Source organism: Pseudomonas vranovensis DSM 16006 (assembly GCF_000425805.1).
GTDB lineage: Bacteria > Pseudomonadota > Gammaproteobacteria > Pseudomonadales > Pseudomonadaceae > Aquipseudomonas > Aquipseudomonas vranovensis.
Map to the genome: position 1 here is coordinate 171,618 of NZ_KE384456.1, position 22,291 is coordinate 193,908.

17 protein-coding genes and 1 pseudogene are annotated in these 22,291 nt (G+C 60.2%); 12 read left to right on the forward strand and 6 right to left on the reverse strand.

The window, feature by feature from the left end; translation table 11 throughout:
- Positions 1–60: 60 nt before the first annotated feature.
- The 5 genes from rpsF to dnaB all read left to right on the forward strand — a co-directional run bounded on the left by rpsF (position 61) and on the right by dnaB (position 3,651).
- Complete coding sequence (gene rpsF, locus H621_RS0123295; protein WP_028945687.1) at positions 61–486, forward strand: 30S ribosomal protein S6; 426 nt, start codon at positions 61–63, stop codon at positions 484–486.
- A 28-nt stretch (positions 487–514) separates the two neighbouring features.
- Positions 515–745, forward strand: a complete 231-nt coding sequence (gene rpsR / locus H621_RS0123300) for a 30S ribosomal protein S18 (protein WP_009403887.1) — start codon at positions 515–517, stop codon at positions 743–745.
- Positions 746–781: 36 nt separating this feature from the next.
- On the forward strand, positions 782–1,678 hold the full coding sequence (locus H621_RS0123305; protein WP_028945688.1) for a hypothetical protein: 897 nt from the start codon (positions 782–784) through the stop codon (positions 1,676–1,678).
- An 18-nt stretch (positions 1,679–1,696) separates the two neighbouring features.
- Entirely contained in the window at positions 1,697–2,143 is a 447-nt protein-coding gene (rplI, locus tag H621_RS0123310) for a 50S ribosomal protein L9 (RefSeq protein WP_028945689.1), read from the forward strand.
- 110 nt (positions 2,144–2,253) lie between these two features.
- Positions 2,254–3,651: a replicative DNA helicase gene (gene dnaB, locus H621_RS0123315; RefSeq protein WP_028945690.1), complete on the forward strand. Its 1,398-nt coding sequence runs from the start codon at positions 2,254–2,256 to the stop codon at positions 3,649–3,651.
- 24 nt (positions 3,652–3,675) lie between these two features.
- Here the strand turns inward: dnaB and H621_RS27500 are convergent, their stop codons facing one another.
- The 3 genes and pseudogenes from H621_RS27500 to H621_RS27830 form a co-directional block, all read right to left on the reverse strand.
- A complete protein-coding gene (locus tag H621_RS27500; RefSeq protein ID WP_036990344.1) occupies positions 3,676–5,271 on the reverse strand; it encodes an ATP-binding cassette domain-containing protein in 1,596 nt (531 codons plus the stop codon).
- Positions 5,258–5,761, reverse strand: a complete 504-nt coding sequence (locus H621_RS29330) for a YcaO-like family protein (RefSeq protein WP_084168029.1) — start codon at positions 5,759–5,761, stop codon at positions 5,258–5,260. The genes H621_RS27500 and H621_RS29330 overlap by 14 nt, the downstream gene beginning before the upstream one ends.
- Positions 5,762–5,853: 92 nt before the next feature.
- Positions 5,854–6,438, reverse strand: a pseudogene (locus H621_RS27830) (YcaO-like family protein); the annotation flags it as partial.
- A gap of 559 nt (positions 6,439–6,997) precedes the next feature.
- On the opposite strand from H621_RS27830, the gene H621_RS0123335 reads away from it, so the two are divergent.
- The 4 genes from H621_RS0123335 (at position 6,998) to H621_RS0123350 (ending at position 16,250) form a co-directional block, all read left to right on the forward strand.
- Positions 6,998–9,301: a YgiQ family radical SAM protein gene (locus H621_RS0123335; protein WP_028945691.1), complete on the forward strand. Its 2,304-nt coding sequence runs from the start codon at positions 6,998–7,000 to the stop codon at positions 9,299–9,301.
- 242 nt (positions 9,302–9,543) lie between these two features.
- Entirely contained in the window at positions 9,544–12,828 is a 3,285-nt protein-coding gene (locus H621_RS0123340) for a transglutaminase family protein (RefSeq protein ID WP_028945692.1), read from the forward strand.
- A 39-nt stretch (positions 12,829–12,867) separates the two neighbouring features.
- On the forward strand, positions 12,868–15,354 hold the full coding sequence (locus tag H621_RS0123345) for a circularly permuted type 2 ATP-grasp protein (RefSeq protein ID WP_028945693.1): 2,487 nt from the start codon (positions 12,868–12,870) through the stop codon (positions 15,352–15,354).
- Entirely contained in the window at positions 15,354–16,250 is an 897-nt protein-coding gene (locus tag H621_RS0123350; protein ID WP_028945694.1) for a transglutaminase family protein, read from the forward strand. Before H621_RS0123345 ends, H621_RS0123350 begins: the two co-directional genes overlap by 1 nt.
- Positions 16,251–16,292: 42 nt before the next feature.
- Here H621_RS0123350 and H621_RS0123355 read toward each other — a convergent pair whose 3' ends face one another.
- On the reverse strand, positions 16,293–16,880 hold the full coding sequence (locus H621_RS0123355) for a cytokinin riboside 5'-monophosphate phosphoribohydrolase (RefSeq protein ID WP_028945695.1): 588 nt from the start codon (positions 16,878–16,880) through the stop codon (positions 16,293–16,295).
- A 216-nt stretch (positions 16,881–17,096) separates the two neighbouring features.
- Between H621_RS0123355 and H621_RS28610 the strand changes: the two genes are divergently transcribed.
- A complete protein-coding gene (locus tag H621_RS28610) occupies positions 17,097–17,588 on the forward strand; it encodes a hypothetical protein (protein WP_156905653.1) in 492 nt (163 codons plus the stop codon).
- 424 nt (positions 17,589–18,012) lie between these two features.
- Entirely contained in the window at positions 18,013–18,459 is a 447-nt protein-coding gene (azu, locus tag H621_RS0123360) for an azurin (RefSeq protein WP_028945696.1), read from the forward strand.
- A gap of 65 nt (positions 18,460–18,524) precedes the next feature.
- Here the strand turns inward: azu and nadE are convergent, their stop codons facing one another.
- Together nadE and pncB are read right to left on the reverse strand one after the other, a co-directional pair.
- The gene (gene nadE, locus H621_RS0123365) at positions 18,525–19,352 is read right to left on the reverse strand and encodes an ammonia-dependent NAD(+) synthetase (RefSeq protein WP_028945697.1); all 828 of its coding nucleotides are present in this window, start codon (positions 19,350–19,352) and stop codon (positions 18,525–18,527) included.
- 3 nt (positions 19,353–19,355) lie between these two features.
- On the reverse strand, positions 19,356–20,558 hold the full coding sequence (gene pncB / locus H621_RS0123370) for a nicotinate phosphoribosyltransferase (protein ID WP_028945698.1): 1,203 nt from the start codon (positions 20,556–20,558) through the stop codon (positions 19,356–19,358).
- A gap of 470 nt (positions 20,559–21,028) precedes the next feature.
- Between pncB and H621_RS0123375 the strand changes: the two genes are divergently transcribed.
- Complete coding sequence (locus H621_RS0123375; RefSeq protein ID WP_028945699.1) at positions 21,029–22,165, forward strand: ABC transporter substrate-binding protein; 1,137 nt, start codon at positions 21,029–21,031, stop codon at positions 22,163–22,165.
- The last annotated feature ends 126 nt before the right edge of the window (positions 22,166–22,291 follow it).

The window sequence follows — 22,291 nt, forward strand, 5'->3', positions numbered from 1 at the left end:
GTGTCATTCACTCCTTGTCTGACCACCCTGGTGGCAGACTACAACCCGTAAGGAGCATTCATGCGTCATTACGAAATCATCTTTCTGGTCCACCCTGACCAGAGCGAGCAAGTCGGCGGCATGGTTGAGCGTTACACCAAGCTGATCGAAGAAGACGGCGGCAAGATCCACCGTCTGGAAGACTGGGGCCGTCGTCAACTGGCCTATGCAATCAACAATGTTCACAAGGCTCACTACGTGATGCTGAACGTTGAGTGCACCGGCAAGGCCCTGGCCGAGCTGGAAGACAACTTCCGCTACAACGATGCCGTGATCCGTAACCTGGTCATCCGTCGCGACGAAGCCGTTACCGGCCAGTCCGAGATGCTCAAGGCTGAAGAAAACCGCAGTGAGCGCCGTGAGCGTCGCGACCGTCCTGAGCATGCTGACAACGCCGAAGGCGATGACAGCAATGACAGCGACAACAGCGATAACGCTGACGAGTAATCCACGGACCTTTTGAGGAGCCTATTACATGGCACGTTTCTTCCGTCGTCGTAAATTCTGCCGCTTCACTGCTGAAGACGTGAAAGAGATCGATTACAAAGATCTCAACACCCTGAAAGCTTACGTATCCGAAACCGGCAAAATTGTTCCAAGCCGTATCACCGGTACCAAAGCCCGTTATCAGCGTCAGCTGGCTACCGCTATCAAGCGCGCCCGCTTCCTGGCCCTGCTGCCCTACACCGACAGCCACGGCCGCTGAGACCGGGTCGTCGACACGTAGCAAAGGATAGATCGCATGCGCGCCTTGGCTGATTTCATCATGCGCGGTCGCGTGCAAGCCGCCCTCGTGGTGGTGGGTTGTGTGGCATTGCCGCTGTTGTACTGGTTGGGTGCCGCCGCCGGGAGCCTGGTGTTCCTGCGGCGTGGTTTCAAGGACGCCTCCGGGATCCTCGCCTGGGCATTATTGCCGGCGCTGGCCTGGTGGTTCTTCGGCGAGCCGCGCCCATTACTGGTGTTGCTGGGTACGCTGGGACTGGCTGCGCTTCTGCGCGCCGGACACTCCTGGAACCGGGTGCTGTTGTTCAGCATCCCCTTGGGCCTGGTGTATGGCGTAGCCCTGGCGTCGGCGTTCCGCGAACCGATCGAAGCTCTGGCTGGAGCGCTTGAAAAAGCCCTGCCGCAGATGCTCGACGGTCTCTACCAACAGTTATCGGTAGAGGAGCGGGCCCGCCTGGGTGGCCTGATTGCACCGGTGCTCAACGGCCTGATAGCGGCCTTGTTGCAAGCCGTCAGTGTGCTGGCCCTGATGTTGGGTCGTTACTGGCAGGCAGTGTTGTATAACCCGGGTGGGTTTGGTCGCGAGTTTCAAGCGGTCAGGCTGCCCCTGGTGCCGGCGCTGGTGCTGGTGGTGCTCATGCTGGTGGGGCCGAATTTCGGTCCTGAACTGGCGATGTTGACGCCACTGTGCAGCGTACCGCTGATGTTTGCAGGGCTTGCCCTGATGCATGGGCTGGTGGCGCAAGGACGACTGGGCAAGTTCTGGTTGGTCGGGATGTACGTGACACTGCTGCTGTTCATGCAGCTGATTTATCCGTTGCTCGTGGTTTTGGCCATTGTCGACAGCCTGATTGATTTTCGCGGTCGCAAGGCACCCAAAGGTGCCGACAACGATTCCGCGAACGGTGAAGGTTAAAAGTTAGAGGATTTTCATATGCAACTGATCCTTCTGGAAAAAATCGCCAACCTGGGCAACCTGGGCGATAAGGTAAATGTTAAGGCTGGTTACGGCCGTAACTACCTGCTGCCATTCGGCAAGGCCACCGCTGCTACCGCCGCCAACCTGGCTGCGTTCGAAGAGCGTCGTGCTGAGCTGGAAAAACTGGCTGCAGAGAAAAAAGCTTCGGCTGAAACCCGCGCTGCCCAACTGGCCGAGCTGGAAGTGACCATCACTGCCACCGCCGGTGACGAAGGCAAGCTGTTCGGCTCGATCGGCACCCACGACATCGCTGACGCCCTGACCGCCTCCGGCGTTGAAGTGGCCAAAGCTGAAGTTCGTCTGCCGAACGGCACCATCCGTAACGTCGGCGAATACGACGTTGCCGTGCACCTGCACAGCGACGTTGAAGCCACCGTTCGCGTGGTTGTTGTCGCAGCCTAAGCTGTACCGATCGGCTGGCACCTTGAGTGTCAGCCGGTTAACATCGGGCACGATCCTGCTTTGCAGGTCGTGCCCTTTGTCTTTTTCAACACCCTGATTCCTGCGTGGCCATGAACGAGATAACCACTCCCGAGCAATATGATCTGCAAACCGCTGCCCTGAAGGTGCCGCCGCATTCCATCGAGGCCGAACAGGCCGTGCTCGGTGGCTTGATGCTGGACAACAACGCCTGGGAGCGAGTGCTCGATCAAGTCTCCGATGGCGACTTCTACCGTCATGACCACCGCCTGATCTTCCGCGCGATCCACAAGCTGGCCGACCAGAACGCCCCGTTCGACGTCGTGACCCTGCACGAACAGCTGGACAAGGAAGGCCTGAGCTCCCAGGTGGGTGGCCTGGGCTACCTGGGCGAACTGGCCAAGAACACCCCGTCGGTGGCCAACATCAAGGCCTATGCCGGGATCATCCGCGAGCGGGCGACCTTGCGCCAGCTGATCAGCATCAGCAACGAGATTGCCGACAGTGCCTTCAACCCCCAGGGCCGCAATGCCGCAGAGATCCTTGACGAAGCCGAACGGCAAATCTTCCAGATCGCCGAAGCGCGTCCCAAGACCGGCGGTCCGGTGGGCGTCAACGAGCTGTTGACCAAGGCCATCGACCGTATCGACACGCTGTTCAACACCGACAGCGCGATTACCGGCCTGTCCACCGGCTACACCGACCTCGACGAGAAGACCAGCGGCCTGCAACCGGCCGACCTGGTCATCGTCGCCGGCCGTCCGTCGATGGGTAAGACCACTTTCGCCATGAACCTGGTGGAAAACGCCGTGTTGCGCAGCGACAAGGCGGTGCTGGTGTACTCCCTCGAGATGCCAGGCGAATCGCTGATCATGCGTATGCTGTCGTCCCTGGGTCGTATCGACCAGACCAAGGTGCGTTCCGGCCAGCTGGAAGACGACGACTGGCCGCGCCTGACCTCGGCAGTCAACCTGCTCAACGATCGCAAGCTGTTCATCGACGACACTGCCGGCATCAGCCCGTCGGAAATGCGCGCCCGTACCCGCCGCCTGGTGCGCGAGCACGGTGACATCGCCCTGATCATGATCGACTACCTGCAACTGATGCAGATCCCGGGCTCCAGCGGCGACAACCGTACCAACGAGATTTCCGAGATCTCCCGCTCGCTCAAGGCGCTGGCCAAGGAATTCAACTGCCCGGTAGTGGCCCTGTCGCAGCTCAACCGTTCCCTCGAACAACGTCCCAACAAGCGTCCGGTGAACTCCGACTTACGTGAATCGGGTGCGATCGAGCAGGACGCCGACGTGATCATGTTCGTCTACCGGGACGAGGTGTACCACCCGGAGACCGAGCACAAAGGCATTGCCGAAATCATCATCGGCAAGCAGCGGAACGGCCCGATCGGCTTTATCCGCCTGGCGTTCATCGGCAAGTACACGCGCTTCGAGAACCTTGCGCCAGGCAGTTACAACTTCGACGACGACGAGTAATGCGCTGCTGGACGGGTCGGCACACTACTGCACCCGTCCATCCTCAAACCGGATCACTCGATCAAACCTTGAAAGTGCTTCCTGATCATGGGTAACGCAGATCAGGCCTCGTCCTTTGAAGGCTTCAAACAATACATCCCACGTTTGACTGGCCGATTTCCGGTCCAGGCCTCTGGTCGGCTCGTCGAACAGGTTGTAGTCCCCTGGACGGTTCAAGAGGCGCCGCAGTGAAAGGCGTCTTGCCTCACCGCCAGACACGCATTCGCCTCTTCCATCCAGCTCACGCTCATACCACTCGCCACCCAGCCCAAGTTGAGCCAGCCAGTGTTCGATCTGAGCTCTGTCGTGCTCGTGGTCGGAGAGCACTGACCTTGGCAGGGGGCCGGGAATGAAGCGGTCCCCTTGAGGGGATAGTCGCAGCCTTCTGAACTGGCATGGGGCGTCCAGCTTTTCGACGGTCTGGCCGTCGAGATGAAGATGTTGGCGCAAGGGGTGGAGCGTGCCGGCGAGGGCATGCAGCAGCGTGGACTTGCCTGCGCCGCTCGGGCCAACGAGCGCCACTCGTTCGTCTTTCCTGATGATCAGGGGGCTGTCCAGGTGCAGTCGTATCTCGCTACCCTCGTTCAGGCTGCAAGGTTGTAGTGTCAGGCGGGCTACGGCCTTGAGTGGAGCGCTTTCTGTCGGGGCGCCAGCACCAAAGTCAGGCAGTCGTAGCCAGTGTTCGAGGCTTTGCTTGTCGACCCTAAACTGGTCCAGCATGCGCCAGGCTTCGGCGAGTTGTGCGATTCCACCAAGAAATCCGCCGACCAGTGTGAACAGTGCCACCAGTTCGCCCAGGCTGAGTGAGGGTGCTTCACGCGCCTGATCCAGCATTCCCCACGCCAGCATCCCGCCGCTGCCAAGCCCGATGAACAGAATTTTCAGCGCTTGCAACCAACCACCGGAGGTTGCGACGCAAACGGCAGCATCCGCATAGCGCCCAAGTGTTTCGTTGACAGGTTTCATAGCTGCGGCTTCAGCACTCTCAAGCTTTAACGCCGCCGCGCTGGCAAAGGTATCCACCCATTGTTCGGCCAGTTCATCCTCGCGGGAATTGACCGCTTCTATATGAGGCCGGCGCCAGTGGATGAGCCGGCTGTTGATAGCAAGATAGGCAGCACTGAGCGCCGCAAGCCCGATCAGCACCGGGCTCGCCCCGAGGAAGATGAATAAGGCAGCCAGCACTGCTGCTTCCGCGAATACCGGCCAGGCAGAGCTGATCAGAAATCCCAGCCAACGCTCCTGGGCAGTGATTCCTCGGTCCAGCACCTTCACCAGGACGCCGCCCTGCAATTGCCCGAAGGCTTCAAATCGCTTCTCGAGCAACGTTCGGCACCACCCGATCGATAGCTGTCGCACACGGTCCTGGTAGAGGCGGGCAAGGCACCAGGCTTGTAGAGGGGTAAAAAGTGCCTGACTGGCAATCAGGCTGAGAAATATGGCCAGCAATGTCAAAGGGGGTGGGTGGGAGCTCGAGAGGTTGTCGATGATGTCCGCCAGTATCAGCGCAGGTATCACGGTGGCGACCTTCAGCAGTAACGTCATGCCCAAGGCAGCGAGAACACGTCTATAGGTAGGCATTTTTTTCTCTCAAGCCTTGGGAAAGCGCGCTTTGTGGCACGACGGGAATTCCCGAGCGAATGAGGTGAAAGCGCTCCAGGCCCGGTATGTAGGCTTGAACCACACATGCCACCCCCGGTTTATTGAACAACGTGCGATAGAAGACCGCGCGGCCATGTGCGTGCAGGTTTTCAGCGGCGTGCTGAATCTGTGCTCGCATGCCTTTAGTCGGCGTTTGCCAATTAAGCGGTTCAGTTGGGTAATCTACTGTGGGGGTTAGAAGATTACTGAGGCGTCTTGAGGAACCAAGCATGCAAGCCGTGCGTTGGTCTTCTTGTATTTCCTTTAGGCTGCGCAATCTAGAACATTGAAGTTGCTCACTGACTGCACGATAGAGTGCAACGGCTGGGTCGGCAGAGCATCCGGATCCGACAACGGAAAGTGAACAGTCAACATCGCGCGCTGCAATGGCAATACAAAAAAGACGCCGTAAGATTCGTCGGTCAAATATAAGGTCAAGCGTTCGGCATGAGCCCGCATTGTGTTGTTAGTGCAGCATGCATCTTCCAGGAGTGAGGCAGGGGGTGTTTTTAACTTGAGTGCGGGCATGAGTTCGCCTACCGACATGTAATAAACCGAAAGTGCATGGCGTTCAATACACTCATTGATGGCGTGCAGGAGCGCTTCATTCTCTGTGCACCCCAGCGCCATTCCAGAATTGCTGGAGTACTTGGTCAAAAACGAAGCCTCGGTTTCAAGAATTTCCGCTACGTACCCAGAGGTAGGGTTCAAGAGCACTGCTGGTACGTAAATACTGTCCTCACCCTGCAGGGCATTCAGTCGAAAGGCGGGAATGTCAAGGCTGGCCGGTATGCTTTTAAGAAGCCAGTCGTCATGAACGTGAGGGCATGCGTGAATGTGTTGCCCTGAAATGACCTTGGGTTCATCCCCAATGCACTGCTCCAGAAAATGATGTTCCAAGCTTTCTGCGACTGCTCCCAGTTCACAGTACCGGCCTTTTCCGGCACCTGAAGAAATCTCTTCTCCGGAAGGAGAGTACACGCTGAAAATGGCAACTAAGTTGTCGTTATCCACACATTGTATGTTCGGATTTAGGTGCAGTAGTCGACATAGGTTTTTAAGTCGGTGACTTGCTTCGGATGTGCTCATTTCACGTTCGGCGATCATTGTGACGTCCTCGAAGTCGGCGAGAAAGGCTCGGGCCTTCCTCGCCGGTTACCTACAGGTTGCTGAAGAACTCGATTTCCGAATGGGTGAGTGGATAGTTCAATGTATACGATGTGCTGATCTCGCTACGGCGTCGTCCCATGATGGGCGCTCCTTTATTTGTTTGATGTGCGTCGGTTGACGCCAGTACTTTGTATCACTGCTTTTTGATAATGCTCAACAGGGGAGGAGTGATTTACAGGTGTGTTTATGTAGGAGGGGTCTTCAGAGGGCAGAAGTTTCTTCCTAAGAATTGTTGCTGATTTTGCGGTTGTGTTTTTATATCAATTAGTTGGTGTAATGAATGGGTAGGGGAGGGATAACATCTTGTAAAAAAATCTGTGCGCGAAGTACATCTGGAGCGAGGTTCTATCGTCCTGTGAAAAAGCGACTGCGCTACCAGGGTGGTGGCGTAACGCCTGCACCGAAGCCAAATCCGACCATTACCGTCGGATGTGATCAAAATTTGTGCTATATTCCGCGCCCGCGATTTTTCATCGATTAGCCACCGGTCACTGACATGCAAGCAGCCAAACCACTTTTCGACTATCCCAAGTACTGGGCCGAATGCTTCGGACCAGCGCCATTCCTGCCAATGAGCAGGGAGGAGATGGATCAGCTCGGCTGGGATTCCTGCGACATCATCATCGTGACCGGTGATGCCTACGTCGACCATCCGTCGTTCGGCATGGCGATCATCGGTCGTCTGCTCGAGGCCCAGGGCTTTCGCGTGGGCATCATTGCCCAGCCGAACTGGCAGTCCAAAGAAGATTTCATGAAGCTGGGTGAGCCGAACCTGTTTTTCGGCGTCGCGGCCGGCAATATGGACTCGATGATCAACCGCTATACCGCGGACAAGAAGATCCGCTCCGACGACGCCTACACCCCGGGCGGTCTGGCCGGCAAGCGTCCCGACCGCGCCAGCCTGGTCTACAGCCAGCGCTGCAAGGAAGCCTACAAGCATGTGCCGATCGTGCTCGGCGGCATCGAGGCTTCCCTGCGCCGTATCGCGCACTACGACTACTGGCAGGACAAGGTCCGCCATTCGATCCTGATCGACGCCTGCGCCGATATCCTGCTGTACGGCAACGCGGAGCGGGCCATCGTCGAAGTGGCCCAGCGCCTGGCGTTTGGTGAAAAGATCGAGAACATCACCGACATCCGTGGCACGGCCTTCGTGCGTCGTGACACCCCGCAAGGCTGGTACGAAGTCGATTCCACGCGTATCGATCGTCCGGGCAAGATCGACAAGATCATCAACCCGTACGTGAACACCCAGGACACCCAGGCCTGTGCCATCGAGCAGGAAAAGGGCCCGGACGAAGACCCGAACGAAGCCAAGGTCGTGCAGATCCTGGCCAGCCCGCGCATGACCCGTGACAAGACGGTCATTCGCCTGCCTTCGTTCGAGAAGGTCCGCGGCGATGCCGTGCTCTATGCCCACGCCAACCGGGTGCTGCACCTGGAGACCAACCCGGGTAACGCCCGGGCCCTGGTGCAAAAGCACGGCGAAGTGGACGTATGGTTCAACCCACCACCCATTCCGATGACCACCGAAGAAATGGACTACGTGTTCGGTATGCCCTATGCGCGCATTCCGCACCCGGCGTACGGCAAGGAGAAAATCCCGGCCTACGACATGATCCGCTTTTCGGTGAACATCATGCGCGGCTGCTTTGGGGGCTGTACCTTCTGCTCGATCACCGAGCATGAAGGCCGCATCATCCAGAACCGCTCACACGATTCGATCATTCGCGAGATCGAAGAGATTCGCGACAAGGTGCCAGGTTTTACCGGCGTCATTTCCGACCTCGGTGGCCCGACCGCGAACATGTACCGCATTGCCTGCAAGAGCCCCGAGATCGAATCGGCGTGCCGCAAGCCGTCGTGCGTGTTCCCGGGTATCTGCCCGAACCTGAACACCGACCATTCGTCGCTGATCAAGCTGTACCGCAGTGCCCGAGCACTGCCGGGTGTGAAGAAGATCCTGATCGCCTCGGGCCTGCGCTACGACCTGGCTGTGGAATCGCCGGAGTACGTCAAGGAGCTGGTCACCCACCACGTGGGCGGCTATCTGAAGATCGCTCCGGAGCACACCGAGGAAGGCCCGCTCAATCAGATGATGAAGCCGGGTATCGGTAGCTACGACCGCTTCAAGCGCATGTTCGAGAAGTACTCGAAAGAGGCGGGCAAGGAGCAATACCTGATCCCGTACTTCATCGCCGCGCACCCGGGGACCACCGACGAAGACATGATGAACCTGGCCCTGTGGCTCAAGGGCAACGGCTTCCGTGCCGACCAGGTACAGGCCTTCTACCCCTCGCCGATGGCGTCGGCCACAGCCATGTACCACTCGGGAAAGAACCCGCTGCGCAAGGTTACTTACAAGAGCGACCCGGTGACCATCGTCAAGAGCGAGCAGCAGCGTCGCTTGCACAAGGCCTTCCTGCGTTATCACGACCCGAAGGGCTGGCCGATGCTGCGTGAAGCCCTGGAACGCATGGGCCGTGCCGACCTGATCGGCCCGGGCAAGCACCAGTTGATCCCGCTGCATCAGCCGACCACCGACACCTACCAGAGTGCCCGTCGCAAGAACTCGACCCCGGCAGGCAGCCATAAGGTGGGCAAGGAGCAGAAGATCCTCACCCAGCACAGCGGCTTGCCGCCACGTGCCAGTGATGGCTCCAAGCCGTGGGACAAGCGCGAAGAGGCCAAGGCCGCAGCGTTCGCCCGCAACCAGGAAGCGGCCAAGGCGCGCAAGGATGCCGCCAAGGGTGGCAAGGGCAAGAAGAAGCCCGCCCGCCAGCCGGTCATCCCGCGCTAATAAAACGCCAGCCCTCGGGCTGGCGTTTTTGTTTCTGCCATTGCGCCGCCGTGCCGGCGATGGACGGACGACCGCGAATCTTCCTGGCAAAGCTTCAAATCTGTGCAAGGCTTGCACGGCAGCTTCGTCACGGTGCGCTTTTGGTGCGCCGGCATGGGCTGTACGCAGGGATTCGCTGGCCTGGCCGCATGGCACAAGTCTTGCGCGGTTCCGCTACCGTCCAGGCTCGCAGGAGGCCCGCCGTGTCGATCCATGTCGCGTTGCACCATGTCACCGAGTACCGCTATGACCGTGCCATCGAACTGGGTCCGCAAATCGTGCGCCTGCGTCCGGCTGCCCATAGCCGTACGCGGATTCTTTCCTATGCCTTGAAAGTGCAGCCGACCGGGCATTTCATCAACTGGCAGCAGGATCCCCAGGGTAATTACCTGGCCCGCCTGGTGTTTCCGGAAAAAACCGACAACCTGCGGGTGGAAGTGGACCTGGTCGCCGAAATGGCCGTGTTCAATCCCTTCGACTTTTTCCTTGAACCGTACGCCGAGCAGATTCCCTTCAGCTATGGCCGCGATGAGCGTCACGAACTCACGCCCTACCTCGAAACGCTGCCGTTGACGCCGCTGCTCGCCAGTTACCTGAGCAGCATCGAACGCACGCCCCAGGCCAGCGTAGACTTCCTGGTCGCACTGAACCAGCGCCTGAGCCAGGACATCCGTTACCTGATCCGTCTGGAGCCCGGTGTACAAACGCCGGAGCAAACCTTGGAAAACCGTTCGGGCTCCTGCCGGGACTCGGCCTGGCTGCTGGTGCAACTGCTGCGTCACCTGGGGCTGGCGGCACGATTTGTTTCCGGTTACCTGATTCAACTCAAGGCCGACGTCAAAGCGTTGGACGGGCCGTCGGGCAGCGATGAGGATTTCACCGACCTGCACGCCTGGTGCGAGGTCTACTTGCCGGGCGCTGGCTGGATTGGCCTGGACGCGACTTCAGGCCTGTTTGCCGGGGAAGGGCATATCCCGCTGGCCTGCAGCCCTGATCCAACGTCCGCAGCACCGATCAGTGGCCTGGTCGAGCCTTGTGGATGCGACTTTTCCCATGAAATGAGTGTGGAGCGGCTGTGGGAATCGCCCCGGGTGACCTTGCCTTACAGCGACGAACAATGGCAGGCCATCGTCGCCCTGGGCCGCCAGGTCGACAGCGAACTCAAAGCGGCAGACGTGCGCCTGACCATGGGCGGCGAGCCGACCTTCGTCGCCATCGACGATCCAGATGGCGCCGAATGGAATACCACAGCACTGGGGGCGAACAAGCGACGCCTGGCGACTGAGCTGTTCCAGCGCCTGCGCAGGCATTACGCGCTCAAGGGGCTGGTGCATTTCGGGCAGGGCAAGTGGTATCCGGGCGAGCAGTTGCCGCGCTGGTCGCTGAACTGCTTCTGGCGCCGTGATGGCGAACCTGTGTGGAACAACCCGGCGCTGATCGCTGACGAGACGCAGAATCATGGCGCCGACAGCCACCTGGCCGGGCGTTTTCTCGCCAGTGTGGCCGAGCGGCTCAAGTTGCCGGTGCGGTATGTGTTTCCAGCCTGCGAGGATGCGCTGTATTACCTGTGGCGCGAGGGCGGTTTGCCCTCCAACGTACGTATCGACGACGCGCGCCTGGGTGATGAAATGGAGCGTGCGCGTTTGCGCAAGGTGTTCGGCCAGGGGCTGGACCAGGTCATAGGCCAGGTGCTGCCGCTGGCGCGTAGCGCCGATGAGCAGCGCTGGCAGAGTGGGCGCTGGTACTTGCGTGACCAACACTGCCGTTTGGTGCCGGGTGACTCTCCGCTGGGGTACCGCTTGCCGCTGGCAGCGCAGCCCTGGGTGAGCGCGGCGGAATATCCGTACGTACATCCAACCGATCCCAACCAGCCGCTGGCCGACCTGCCGGATCGCGATTCGCTAGCCAATGCCAGTGCCAACGATGCGGTAGATGAGCAAGAGCAGCAAGCCCCCGGGGTAGATGCCTCGGCCGACGGGTTGACCCGTACGGCCTTGTGCGCCGAGCCCCGGGATGGTCGGCTGTATGTGTTCATGCCACCGCTGTCGCGGCTGGAGGATTATCTGGAGCTGGTGGCGGTCATCGAGGCCACCGCCCAGGAGCTGCATTGCCCGGTGTTGCTTGAAGGCTATGAGCCGCCTGCCGATCCGCGTCTGGTCAATTTCAAGGTGACCCCGGACCCGGGTGTTATCGAGATCAATGTGCAGCCGTCGGCCAATTGGGACGAACTGGTCGAGCGTACCGAGTTCCTCTACGAGCAGGCGCGCCAGACGCGACTGATCAGCGAGAAATTCATGATCGATGGGCGGCACACCGGCACTGGCGGTGGCAATCACTTCGTACTCGGCGGCGCCACGCCTGCCGACTCGCCGTTCCTGCGCAGGCCTGACCTGTTGCGCAGCCTGATCAGCTATTGGCACAACCACCCGTCACTGTCGTACTTGTTCTCCGGCCTGTTCATTGGCCCTACCTCCCAGGCGCCCCGCATCGACGAGGCGCGCAATGACTCACTGTACGAGCTGGAAATCGCCTTCGCGCAGATGCCGGCACCGGGCGAGGCGTGTGTACCGTGGCTGGTTGACCGTCTGCTGCGCAACTTGTTGATCGACGTGACCGGCAACACCCACCGCGCCGAATTCTGCATCGATAAACTCTATTCGCCGGATGGCCCTGCCGGACGCCTGGGCCTGCTGGAACTGCGCGCCTTTGAAATGCCGCCGCACGCGCGCATGAGTCTGGTGCAGCAATTGCTGCTGCGGGCGCTGGTGGCGCGGTTCTGGCGCGAGCCCTATGCACCCGAATGCCTGACACGCTGGGGCACGGCGCTGCATGACCGCTTCATGCTGGCGCACTTTATCGAGCAGGATTTTGCCGACGTTCTGGTCGAGCTCAACGCCGCGGGCTTCGCCCTGCGTGCCGAGTGGTTTGCCGCGCACCTGGAGTTTCGTTTCCCCAAAGTGGGCGATTACGCAGTCAACGGTATTGAACTGGAGCTGCGCCAGGCCCTTGAGCCCTGGCATGTGCTGGGCGAGGAGGGCGCTGGCGGTGGCAATGTGCGTTACGTCGATTCGTCTCTGGAGCGCTTGCAGGTCAAGGTCAGTGGCATGAGTGCCGAGCGCTATCGGCTGACCTGCAATGGAATCGCCGTGCCGCTGCAGCCCACCGGGCGAGTGGGCGAGTATGTAGCGGCGGTGCGCTACCGTGCCTGGCAGCCGGCCAACTGCCTGCAGCCGACCATCGGGGTGCATGCGCCATTGGTGTTCGACCTGCTCGATACCTGGATGGGACGTTCGCTGGGGGGCTGCCAGTACCATGTGGCGCATCCGGGGGGGCGCAGCTACGACAGTTTTCCGGTCAATGCCAATGAAGCCCAGAGCCGACGTCAGGCGCGCTTCTTCCGTATCGGCCACAGCCCGGGCGCCTTGCCGGTGCCGGACGTGCGCATCGATCCCGAGCTGCCCTTTACCCTGGATTTGCGCCGCTACTGAGCGCTACTCTGAAATTACCCGTGGTCCTCGAGCACTGCCATGCCTGATCTGTTTGATGCCTACCCGCTCAACTCGGGGGCTTACCATGAAATGCTCGAAGCCGACGGCAAGGTGCGCAGGCATTGGCAACCGCTGTGCGATTACCTGCAGCGCAGCGGTGCGGCGCAATTGGCGCAGCGTCAGGCTTCCCTGACCCGGCAACTGCAGGAGAACGGTGTTACCTACAACATCTATGCCGATCCCAAGGGGGCCGATCGCCCGTGGGAGCTGGACCTGCTGCCCAATCTGGTACCTGCAGACGAATGGCAGCAACTGGCTGAGGGCGTTGCCCAGCGGGCACGCCTGCTCAATGCAGTGCTGGCGGATATCTATGGCCCGCAGCAGTTGATCGGGGAGGGGCTGTTGCCGGCCGAGCTGGTCTATGGGCACAACAACTTTCTCTGGCCCTGCCAGGGTATTCGGCCACCCGACGGGACCTTTCTGCACGTCTATGCCGTGGACCTGGCACGGGCGCCGGATGGCCGCTGGTGGGTGACCGCCGACCGCACGCAGGCGCCCTCCGGTGCCGGTTATGCCCTGGAAAATCGCGTCATCGTTTCCCGCGCTTTGCCCGAGTTGTACCGCGACCTGAAGGTGCAGCATCTGGCCGGTTTCTTCCGCACCTTGCAACACACCCTCATCCGCCTTGCGCCGCGTGACAACGAGGCGCCACTGGTGGTCCTGCTGACACCGGGGCGCTTCAACGAGAGCTATTTCGAGCACCTGTACCTGGCGCGCCAGCTGGGCTATCCATTGGTGGAAGGCGGCGACCTGACCGTGCGCGATGCCACGGTGTACCTCAAGACCCTCAGTGGCCTGCGCCGCGTACACGCCATCATGCGCCGCCTGGACGACGACTTCTGCGATCCATTGGAGCTGCGCACCGACTCGGCCCTGGGTGTACCGGGGTTGCTCGACGCGGTGCGTCAGGGTCGGGTGCTGGTGGCCAATGCCCTGGGCAGCGGTGTGCTGGAGTCGCCCGGTTTGCTGGGTTTTTTACCGGCGATCAATCAACGCCTGTTTGGCCAGGACCTGAGTTTGCCGTCGATTGCCACCTGGTGGTGTGGCGAACCACCGGTCATGGCCCGAGCGCTGGAGCAGTTACCGCAATTGCTGGTCAAGCCGGCGTTTCCTTCGCAGAGTTTCAGCCCGGTGTTCGGACGGGACCTGGATGCCGCCCAGCGCCAGGCCCTGGCCGAGCGAATCCAGGCCCGGCCGTACGCCTATGTTGCCCAGGAGCTGGCGCAGTTGTCGCAGGCGCCGGTGTGGCAACCGGAGCAAGGCCAGTTGCAGTCGCGGGCGGTCGGTATGCGGGTGTATGCCGTCGCATCGCAGGATGGCTACCGGATACTGCCCGGCGGCCTGACCCGGGTTGCGGCGCAGGCCGACGCCGAGGTGGTGTCGATGCAGCGCGGAGGGGCCAGCAAAGACACTTGGGTATTGGGTGAGGCTGCACCGGTTGGCGACCAGTGGCGGGCAAGCCGCAACCTGGGTGTGGCCGACCTGATCCGTCAGGATCCGTACCTGCCCTCGCGGGTGGTGGAAAACCTGTTCTGGTTCGGGCGCTACTGCGAGCGTTGCGATACCAGTGCTCGGTTGCTGCGGATCATCCTCACCCGTTACCTGGACGGCGACGACCCGTTGGCCCTGCACGCGGCAGTCAACCTGGCGGACGAGCTTTCGCTGCTGCCGGAAGAGGGGACGCTGCCCGAGCGCTTGCGTGCAGCCCTGGCCGATGACGACTGGGCTTTCAGCCTGCAGGCCAACCTGCAGCGCTTGCAGTGGGCCGCGTCGCAGGTGCGCGGCAAACTCTCGCGGGAAAACTGGCTGGCGCTGGTGGAACTGCAGCGCGAAGCCCGGAGTCTGGACGATGAGGCGGCGGACTTTGGTGAGCGGGTGGACTTTCTCAATCGCCTGGTGATGTCCCTGGCGGCGCTCTCGGGCTTTGCCCTGGACGACATGACCCGCGACGATGGCTGGCGCTTCTTGATGATCGGCCGGCGTATCGAACGCCTGCAATCACTATGCAGCAGCCTGGCGGCCTTTCTGCGTGGCCCGGCGGTGTTCGATCAGGCCGGGCTCGAATGGTTGCTGGAACTGGGCAACAGCAGCATCACCTACCGCTCGCGCTACTTGGCCGTGGCGCAGTTGATCCCCGTGCTGGACCTGCTGCTGCTCGATGAGCAGAACCCTCATGCAGTGCTGTTCCAGCTCAAGTTGCTGGTGCGTGCCTACGAACGCCTGGGCCAGGAGTTCAGCAGCGCCCGCGACCCCGCCCTTGCGCTGCTGGCAGAGCAGCTCAGGCATTTTGACTTGCGCAGCCTGGAGGACTCGCTGTTCGGCAGCCCGAGTGTCCACGCGGTGCTGGCTGGTCTTGCCGATCTGCTGCAGTCGATCGCCCGGGCCTGCGGTGAAATCTCCGAGCGTCTGGCCTTGCGTCATTTCGCCCATGTCGATGATGTCAGCCAGCAAACGGTATCGGTGTGATGAGCGCGCATTACCAGGTAATCCACGATACCCATTACCACTACGACAGCCCTGTGTCCCTGGCCCAGCAACTGGCTCACCTGTGGCCACGACCTTGCGCCTGGCAGCGTTGCAGCGCCCAGGTGCTGCAGGTCAGCCCCGAGCCCTCCCAGCGCCGCGATGAGTGGGATGTATTCGGCAACCCGGTGACGCGCCTGGCCTTCGAGCGTCCGCATGAGCAACTGCGGGTGGTCGCGCGATTGCAGATCGAAGTGATGGCGCGTGCAGAGCCGGATTTGAGCATTTCGCCTGCCTGGGAGCAGGTGCGCGATGGGCTGTCGTATGCCAGCCACCCATTGTCGGTTGAATGCCTGGAAGCCTGCCGCTATCGGTTCGAGTCACCGTATGTACGCTTGAAGCAACGCTTCGTGGCCTTCAGCGAGTCGTGTTTTGCGCCGGGGCAGTCGCTGTTGCTGGGGGCTCAGGCGTTGATGGAAAAGATATTCAGCGAGTTTACCTTCGATGCTGAGGCCACCCAGGTTGCCACCCCTCTGGTCGAAGTGCTGGCGCGGCGCCGAGGCGTCTGCCAGGATTTTGCCCACCTGATGCTGGCCTGTCTGCGCTCGCGGGGCCTGGCAGCACGCTATGTCAGTGGTTACCTGCTGACCCGGCCGCCACCCGGCCAGCCGCGTCTGGTCGGGGCGGATGCATCCCATGCCTGGGTGTCGGTGTTCTGCCCGGTGCAAGGTTGGGTCGATTTCGATCCCACCAATAACCTGCGGCCCGCGCTGGAACACATAACCCTGGCCTGGGGCCGGGATTTTTCCGATGTATCGCCCTTGCGCGGGGTGATTCTGGGAGGGGGGAGCCATGACCCGGAGGTACAGGTCACGGTCATGCCACTGGATAGAGCGTAGCGGCTGGCGATAGCCTGCGATCGGCCGCGCAGCGGTCGTATTTCAATCAGGTTTTTTATCCACCCACTTGGGCAGTACCGGCGCCTCGAAGTCTTCCATGGCGTCCAGCAGTTCATCCGGGGTTACGGCCAGCTTGAGCATGGCGCGGTGCTGCGGGCGCACGAAGCCTTCTTCCACCACATGGTCGAGAAAGCTGCCCAGCTTGGTGTAGAAGCCGTTGACGTCCAGCAGGCCCAACGGCTTGGCATGGTAGCCCAGTTGCCCCCAGGTCCAGACCTCGAACAATTCTTCCAGCGTACCCAGGCCACCCGGCAAGGCCACAAAGGCATCGCTCAGCTCTGCCATGCGCGCCTTGCGTGCGTGCATGCCATCGACCACTTCCAGACGGGTCAGGCCGGTGTGGCCGATCTCGGCGCTTTTCAGGGCTTGGGGGATGATCCCGATCACTTCACCGCCAGCGGCCATGGCCGCGTCCGCAACGATTCCCATCAGGCCGACCGCGCCGCCGCCATACACCAGCGTCAGGCCACGTTGGGCAATGGCCTCGCCGAGGGCAATGGCCGCCTCGCGATAAGCCGGGTTGACGCCAGTGCTGGCGCCACAGAACACACAAACGGAACGTACAGGCATCATTCATCTCCGGTTACAAACGCACACAGAGTAAGGCTCAAGCCAGTAGCTTCCAAGTCTGTAATGTGGCTAGCCTCTCAGGCAGCGTAGGAAACATCGATTTTAACAGGCTGAAAATTTCCCATTAACCCACGCCAACTACCTTACTTCAGGTGTTGCACTTGTTACTTGAGATCGCCAGAAATAGAATGCGCCCTGATCGAAAAAAGGTGATGCATGATAAATGAATATGGACTTTTCGAAAAAAGCTATGTCGATACGCCATTGTTTCGTGTGGATAGCACGCCGCCAGAGATTGTTTTATCTCATGGCTTTTATCCATCCCATGATTTTAGCGCTGTAAAGAAAATGTTGCCAAGGCAGCACGGGGTTCTTATCGCTGGGGAAAAATTGAAAGGGGTTCTTCGATATAGAAGGTTGATGCCTAACGCTTATGTTTATGAAATAAAGGGCCCTTTTGTTAAAGGGGTTTCGTTAAAGCATAACTTCCTTGACAACAAGCAAGGGTTGTCAGCGTTCTTGGGTGTTGAGGTTGGTGAGTTGGCGACTACGCTTGATTTTGCTGATTGCACTAATGGGGCTGTTTATCTTAGCGAGGTGCATCTTTATTCCGAGACTATTAGGCCGTGTGATATTAGGCTTGTCGAGGCGGGTGAAATTCTAAGGATTACACCGCTCAATACTGGCCGCTGGCGCGATTTTTTATAGCTAATCCCAGGTGACGCCGCAACGTGTGACACGCCTAGTGCAGTTCTGACGGCATTGTCAGGTTGTGGCGCTCAGGTCGTCTCAGGGCGCGGAATGGAACATTAGGCTGCGAGGTTACCTGCAAGCCCTTCATGGGTGGAAGTCGTTGTAGATGGCATAGCGTACTATTTCCAGCTCAGGCAGCGGGTGGCAACATCGATCTCAATCTGATATCGCCATCTAGGGGCATGACGACTACTCCTAAATGAGAGGTTGTCTCATCGTCCCGCAAAGGTGCATGATGGGCACTTAGATTTCGTGTATACAATCCATAGAACAAATTCACTGCCTGGCTCACTGCCAGCGCTTGACCCACATCATGGGCCCGCCTTGCGGATTCAGGCAGTCTTCAAGCTGATAAAAAACCCTGCCATGGAGATTCACGATGTTTGCCAAAGTTGTTGCTGTATCCTTGCTGACCCTCGCCAGCACTCAGGTATTCGCCGCTGAGTGCAAGGTCACGGTCGACTCTACCGACCAGATGTCCTTCAACACCAAGGCCATAGAAATCGACAAGAGCTGCAAAACCTTTACCGTTGAACTGACTCACTCCGGTGCCTTGCCGAAGAACGTCATGGGGCACAACCTGGTGATCAGCAAAGAAGCTGACATGCAGCCGATTGCCACCGATGGCCTGAGCGCAGGCATCGACAAGAACTACCTGAAGGACGGTGACGAGCGCGTTATCGCCCACACCAAAGTGATCGGCGCCAAGGAAACCGACTCGGTGACCTTCGACGTTTCCAAGCTGAAGGCTGACGAGAAGTACGGCTTCTTCTGCTCGTTCCCAGGCCACATCTCGATGATGAAAGGCACTGTTACTCTGAAGTAATTCGGGTGACCTGTCGCGGGGCAAGCCCGCTCCTACAGTAGGAGCGGGCTTGCCCCGCGATTTTTTTACGGCGCAAATGGCATCTCGCGTTTGTGCTGGGTCTTCTCGTACGTTCCCTTGATGATCTGAAACGCTTCCTCGCTTACCGGTTCACCGTGCAGGAAGGCATCGATCTGGGCGTAGGTCACACCATGGGAGGCTTCGTCCGGCTTGCCCGGGGCCAGGTCTTCCAGGTCCGCCGTCGGCACTTTTTCCACCAATGATTCGGGCGCGCCAAAGCTGCGTGCGATCGCCCGTACCTGGTTTTTCACCAGCCCGCTCAAGGGTGCCAGGTCGCAGGAACCATCACCGAACTTGGTAAAGAAGCCCATCACCGCTTCGGCAGCGTGGTCGGTGCCGATCACCAGGCCCTGGCGGGCCCCCGCGATGGTGTACTGGGCAACCATGCGCATGCGCGCCTTGGTGTTACCGACCACGAAGTCGACCATCGCCGGCGCGCCGTTCTCCAGTGCCTTGACCTCGACAGCCAGGGCGCGTACGGCCGGGGCGATGTCTACGGTGTGTACTTCGTCGGCCTTGATGACGTCCAGGCACGCCTGGGCGTCATGCTCGTCATGCTGCACCTGGTAGGGCAGGCGCACGGCGATGAAACGGTAGTCCGGATTGCCCGTCTCGCTGCGCAGCTCGTTGATTGCCCGTTGCGCCATCAGTGCTGCAGTCAGCGAATCGACGCCACCACTGATACCCAGCACCAGGGTCTTGAGCCGGGCATTGTTCAGGCACTGCTTGATGAACGCCACACGACGGGCCACGTCGGCATCGAGCGCGGCGCGGTCGGCGAAGGGCGGCTGGACCTTGAGCGCTTGCGCAATCTCTCGCTGGACGGCTTGCATGAATTACTCCTTGGGCACTTTGAACACGTGGCGCAGGTAGGCGACGAAGTTTTCGTCGCGGCATTGGGTCTTGGCTGCCTCGTCGGAAATCTTCGCGACAGGCTGGCCGTTGCAGTCGGTCATTTTAAGCACGATGCTCATCGGCGCCACCCCGGGAATGTCGCAGGTCAGGTTGGTGCCGATGCCGAAGCTGACGTTGATCCGACCCCGCAGGGCACGGAAGATCTCCAGCGATTTGGTCAGGTTCAGGCCATCGGAGAACACCAGGGTCTTGGTCATCGGGTCGATCCCCAGCTTCTGGTAGTGGACGATGGCTTTCTCGGCCCATTGCACCGGGTCGCCCGAGTCGTGGCGCAGGCCATCGAACAGCTTGGCAAAGTACAGGTCGAAGTCACCCAGAAAGGCATCCATAGTGATGCAGTCGGTCAGGGCGATGCCGAGCAGGCCGCGGTATTCGCGAACCCAGCAGTCCAGCGCGGCGATCTGGCTGTCGATCAGGCGCGGGCCCAGTTGCTGGTGGGCCATGATCCATTCATGGGCCATGGTGCCCAGGGGCTTGATATCCAGTTTCCGTGCCAGGTGTACGTTGCTGGTGCCGACGAAGCGCGCTGGGAAGTCCTCCTTGAGCACTCGCACCACGTCTTCCTGGACCTTGTAGGAGAAGCGTCGGCGAGTTCCGAAGTCGGCCACCTGCAATTCCGCCAGTTCGTCACTGCTGGCGTGTGCCCTGAGCCAGTCGAACTTGCGGTAGAGCTGGTCACGGGCGTCGCTCAGCTTGACCTGTGGATAACGATGGCGGTTGCGCACTTCGCTGATGATGGCCAGCAATGGCACTTCAAACAGAATCACATGCAGCCAGGGGCCGCGCAGGCGCAAATACAGCTGGTCGTTCTCGATGCCCAATTGCAGGTAGCGCAAATTGAAGCGAAACAGCCCGAGGAAGCGCAGGAAGTCGGGCTTCAAGAAACTGATCTGCTCCAGGAAACCCAGCTGGCCATTACCCAGGTTCAGCTCACACAACTGTTCGATCTGTTCGCGGATCTGCGCCAGATAGGGGCGCAGGTCTTCGCCATTGCGGCAGCGGAACTCCCATTCGACGTCGACGTTGGGGTAGTTGTGCAGCACCGCCTGCATCATCGTCAGCTTGTAGAAGTCGGTGTCGAGCAGGTTCTGCACGATGCGATCGGCGAAGGCGCTCTCGCTCATAAGGGGCTCCGTAGGGGGCGCGCGCCATCAATTGCCAGCAACGACGCACAGACCTTGCCATTGTGCCAGCCTTTTTTAGGCAGGTGGGCGGCCTGCCGCGGGTACATCGGTAGCAGCTACATGTCGCAGCAGTTTCCCGTCCCAACGTCTAGCCTGTAATGGTGCCCGCTGTAGCAGTCGCGCACCAAGGATGTGCAGTTCGGTTACGCATCTTGTTACAGGCTGGTTGCACGTAAACACTTGCCGGGGTTGCAATGATGGCACATGGCGGTTGCTCTTTTTGTTTGGCGGTAGTGGCGCTCGGCGTGAGGCAGAGGGTTGCACAGCCAGTAAAAAAAAGGACGCGGCCAGGGCTCCGGCAACTTCTTAACGAGTTTTCCCAGAATAAAAAACCAATGGCACGGCCCTTGCTCTGAGCAATTGCTGAAAGTTGTAGTGCCAACCAAAAAAAACTCCAGGAGCACCACCTCATGTCGCAGACGTTTTACAAGAAAGGCTTTCTTGCCCTTGCCGTAGCTACGGCGCTGGGTGTTTCTTCGTATGTTCAGGCCGACATCAAGATCGGTGTAGCAGGCCCGATGACCGGTGCCAACGCAGCGTTTGGCGAGCAGTACATGAAAGGTGCGCAGGCGGCGGCCGATGCCGTCAACGCCGCGGGTGGGGTCAACGGCGAGAAGATTGTCCTGGTCAAGGGCGACGACGCGTGCGAGCCGAAGCAGGCCGTGGCCGTGGCCAACCGGCTGGTTGACCAGGACAAGGTTGCCGGTGTGGTCGGGCACTTCTGCTCCTCCAACACCATTCCGGCTTCGGAGGTGTACGACGAAGCCGGTGTCATTGCCATCACCCCGGGCTCGACCAACCCTCAGGTGACCGAGCGCGGCCTGACCGCCATGTTCCGCATGTGCGGGCGTGACGACCAGCAGGGCATCGTTGCCGGCGACTACATCGTCGACGTGCTCAAGGGCAAGAAAGTCGTGGTGCTGCACGACAAGGACACCTACGGTCAGGGCCTGGCCGATGCCACCAAGGCACAGTTGGCCAAGCGTGGCGTGACCCCGGTGCTGTACGAGGGCCTGACCCGCGGCGAGAAGGACTTCAGCGCCGTGGTCACCAAGATCCGCGCGGCCGGCGCCGACGTCGTCTACTTCGGCGGCCTGCACCCGGAAGCTGGCCCGCTGGTTCGCCAGATGCGCGAGCAGGGCCTGAAGGACGTCAAGTTCATGTCCGACGACGGTGTGGTGACCGACGAGCTGGTGACCACCGCCGGTGGCGCGCAGTACGTCGATGGCGTGTACATGACCTTCGGTGCCGACCCACGCCTGCTGCCCGAGAGCAAGGCGGTAGTGGATGCCTTCCGCAAGGCTGGTACCGAGCCTGAGGGCTACACCCTGTATGCCTACGCTTCGGTCCAGGCCCTGGCTGCGGCCTTCAACGGCGCCAAGTCCAACAAGGGCGAGGACGCCGCCAAGTGGCTCAAGGCCAATCCGGTGAAAACCGTGATGGGCGAGAAGAAGTGGGACGCCAAGGGCGACCTGACCGTTTCCGACTACGTGGTCTACCAGTGGGACAAAGACGGCAAGTACCACCAACTGGAAAAACAAAAATAACAACGGTATCCGACCCGGGCCTGTGCCCGGGTCGCTACCCGGTTCTGCGCCGTACCTGTCTTTTCTCGTAGATCTGCACAACCCTGCGCTGCGAGGGCCGCTTCATCCGGGGCTCACCGTAGTCGG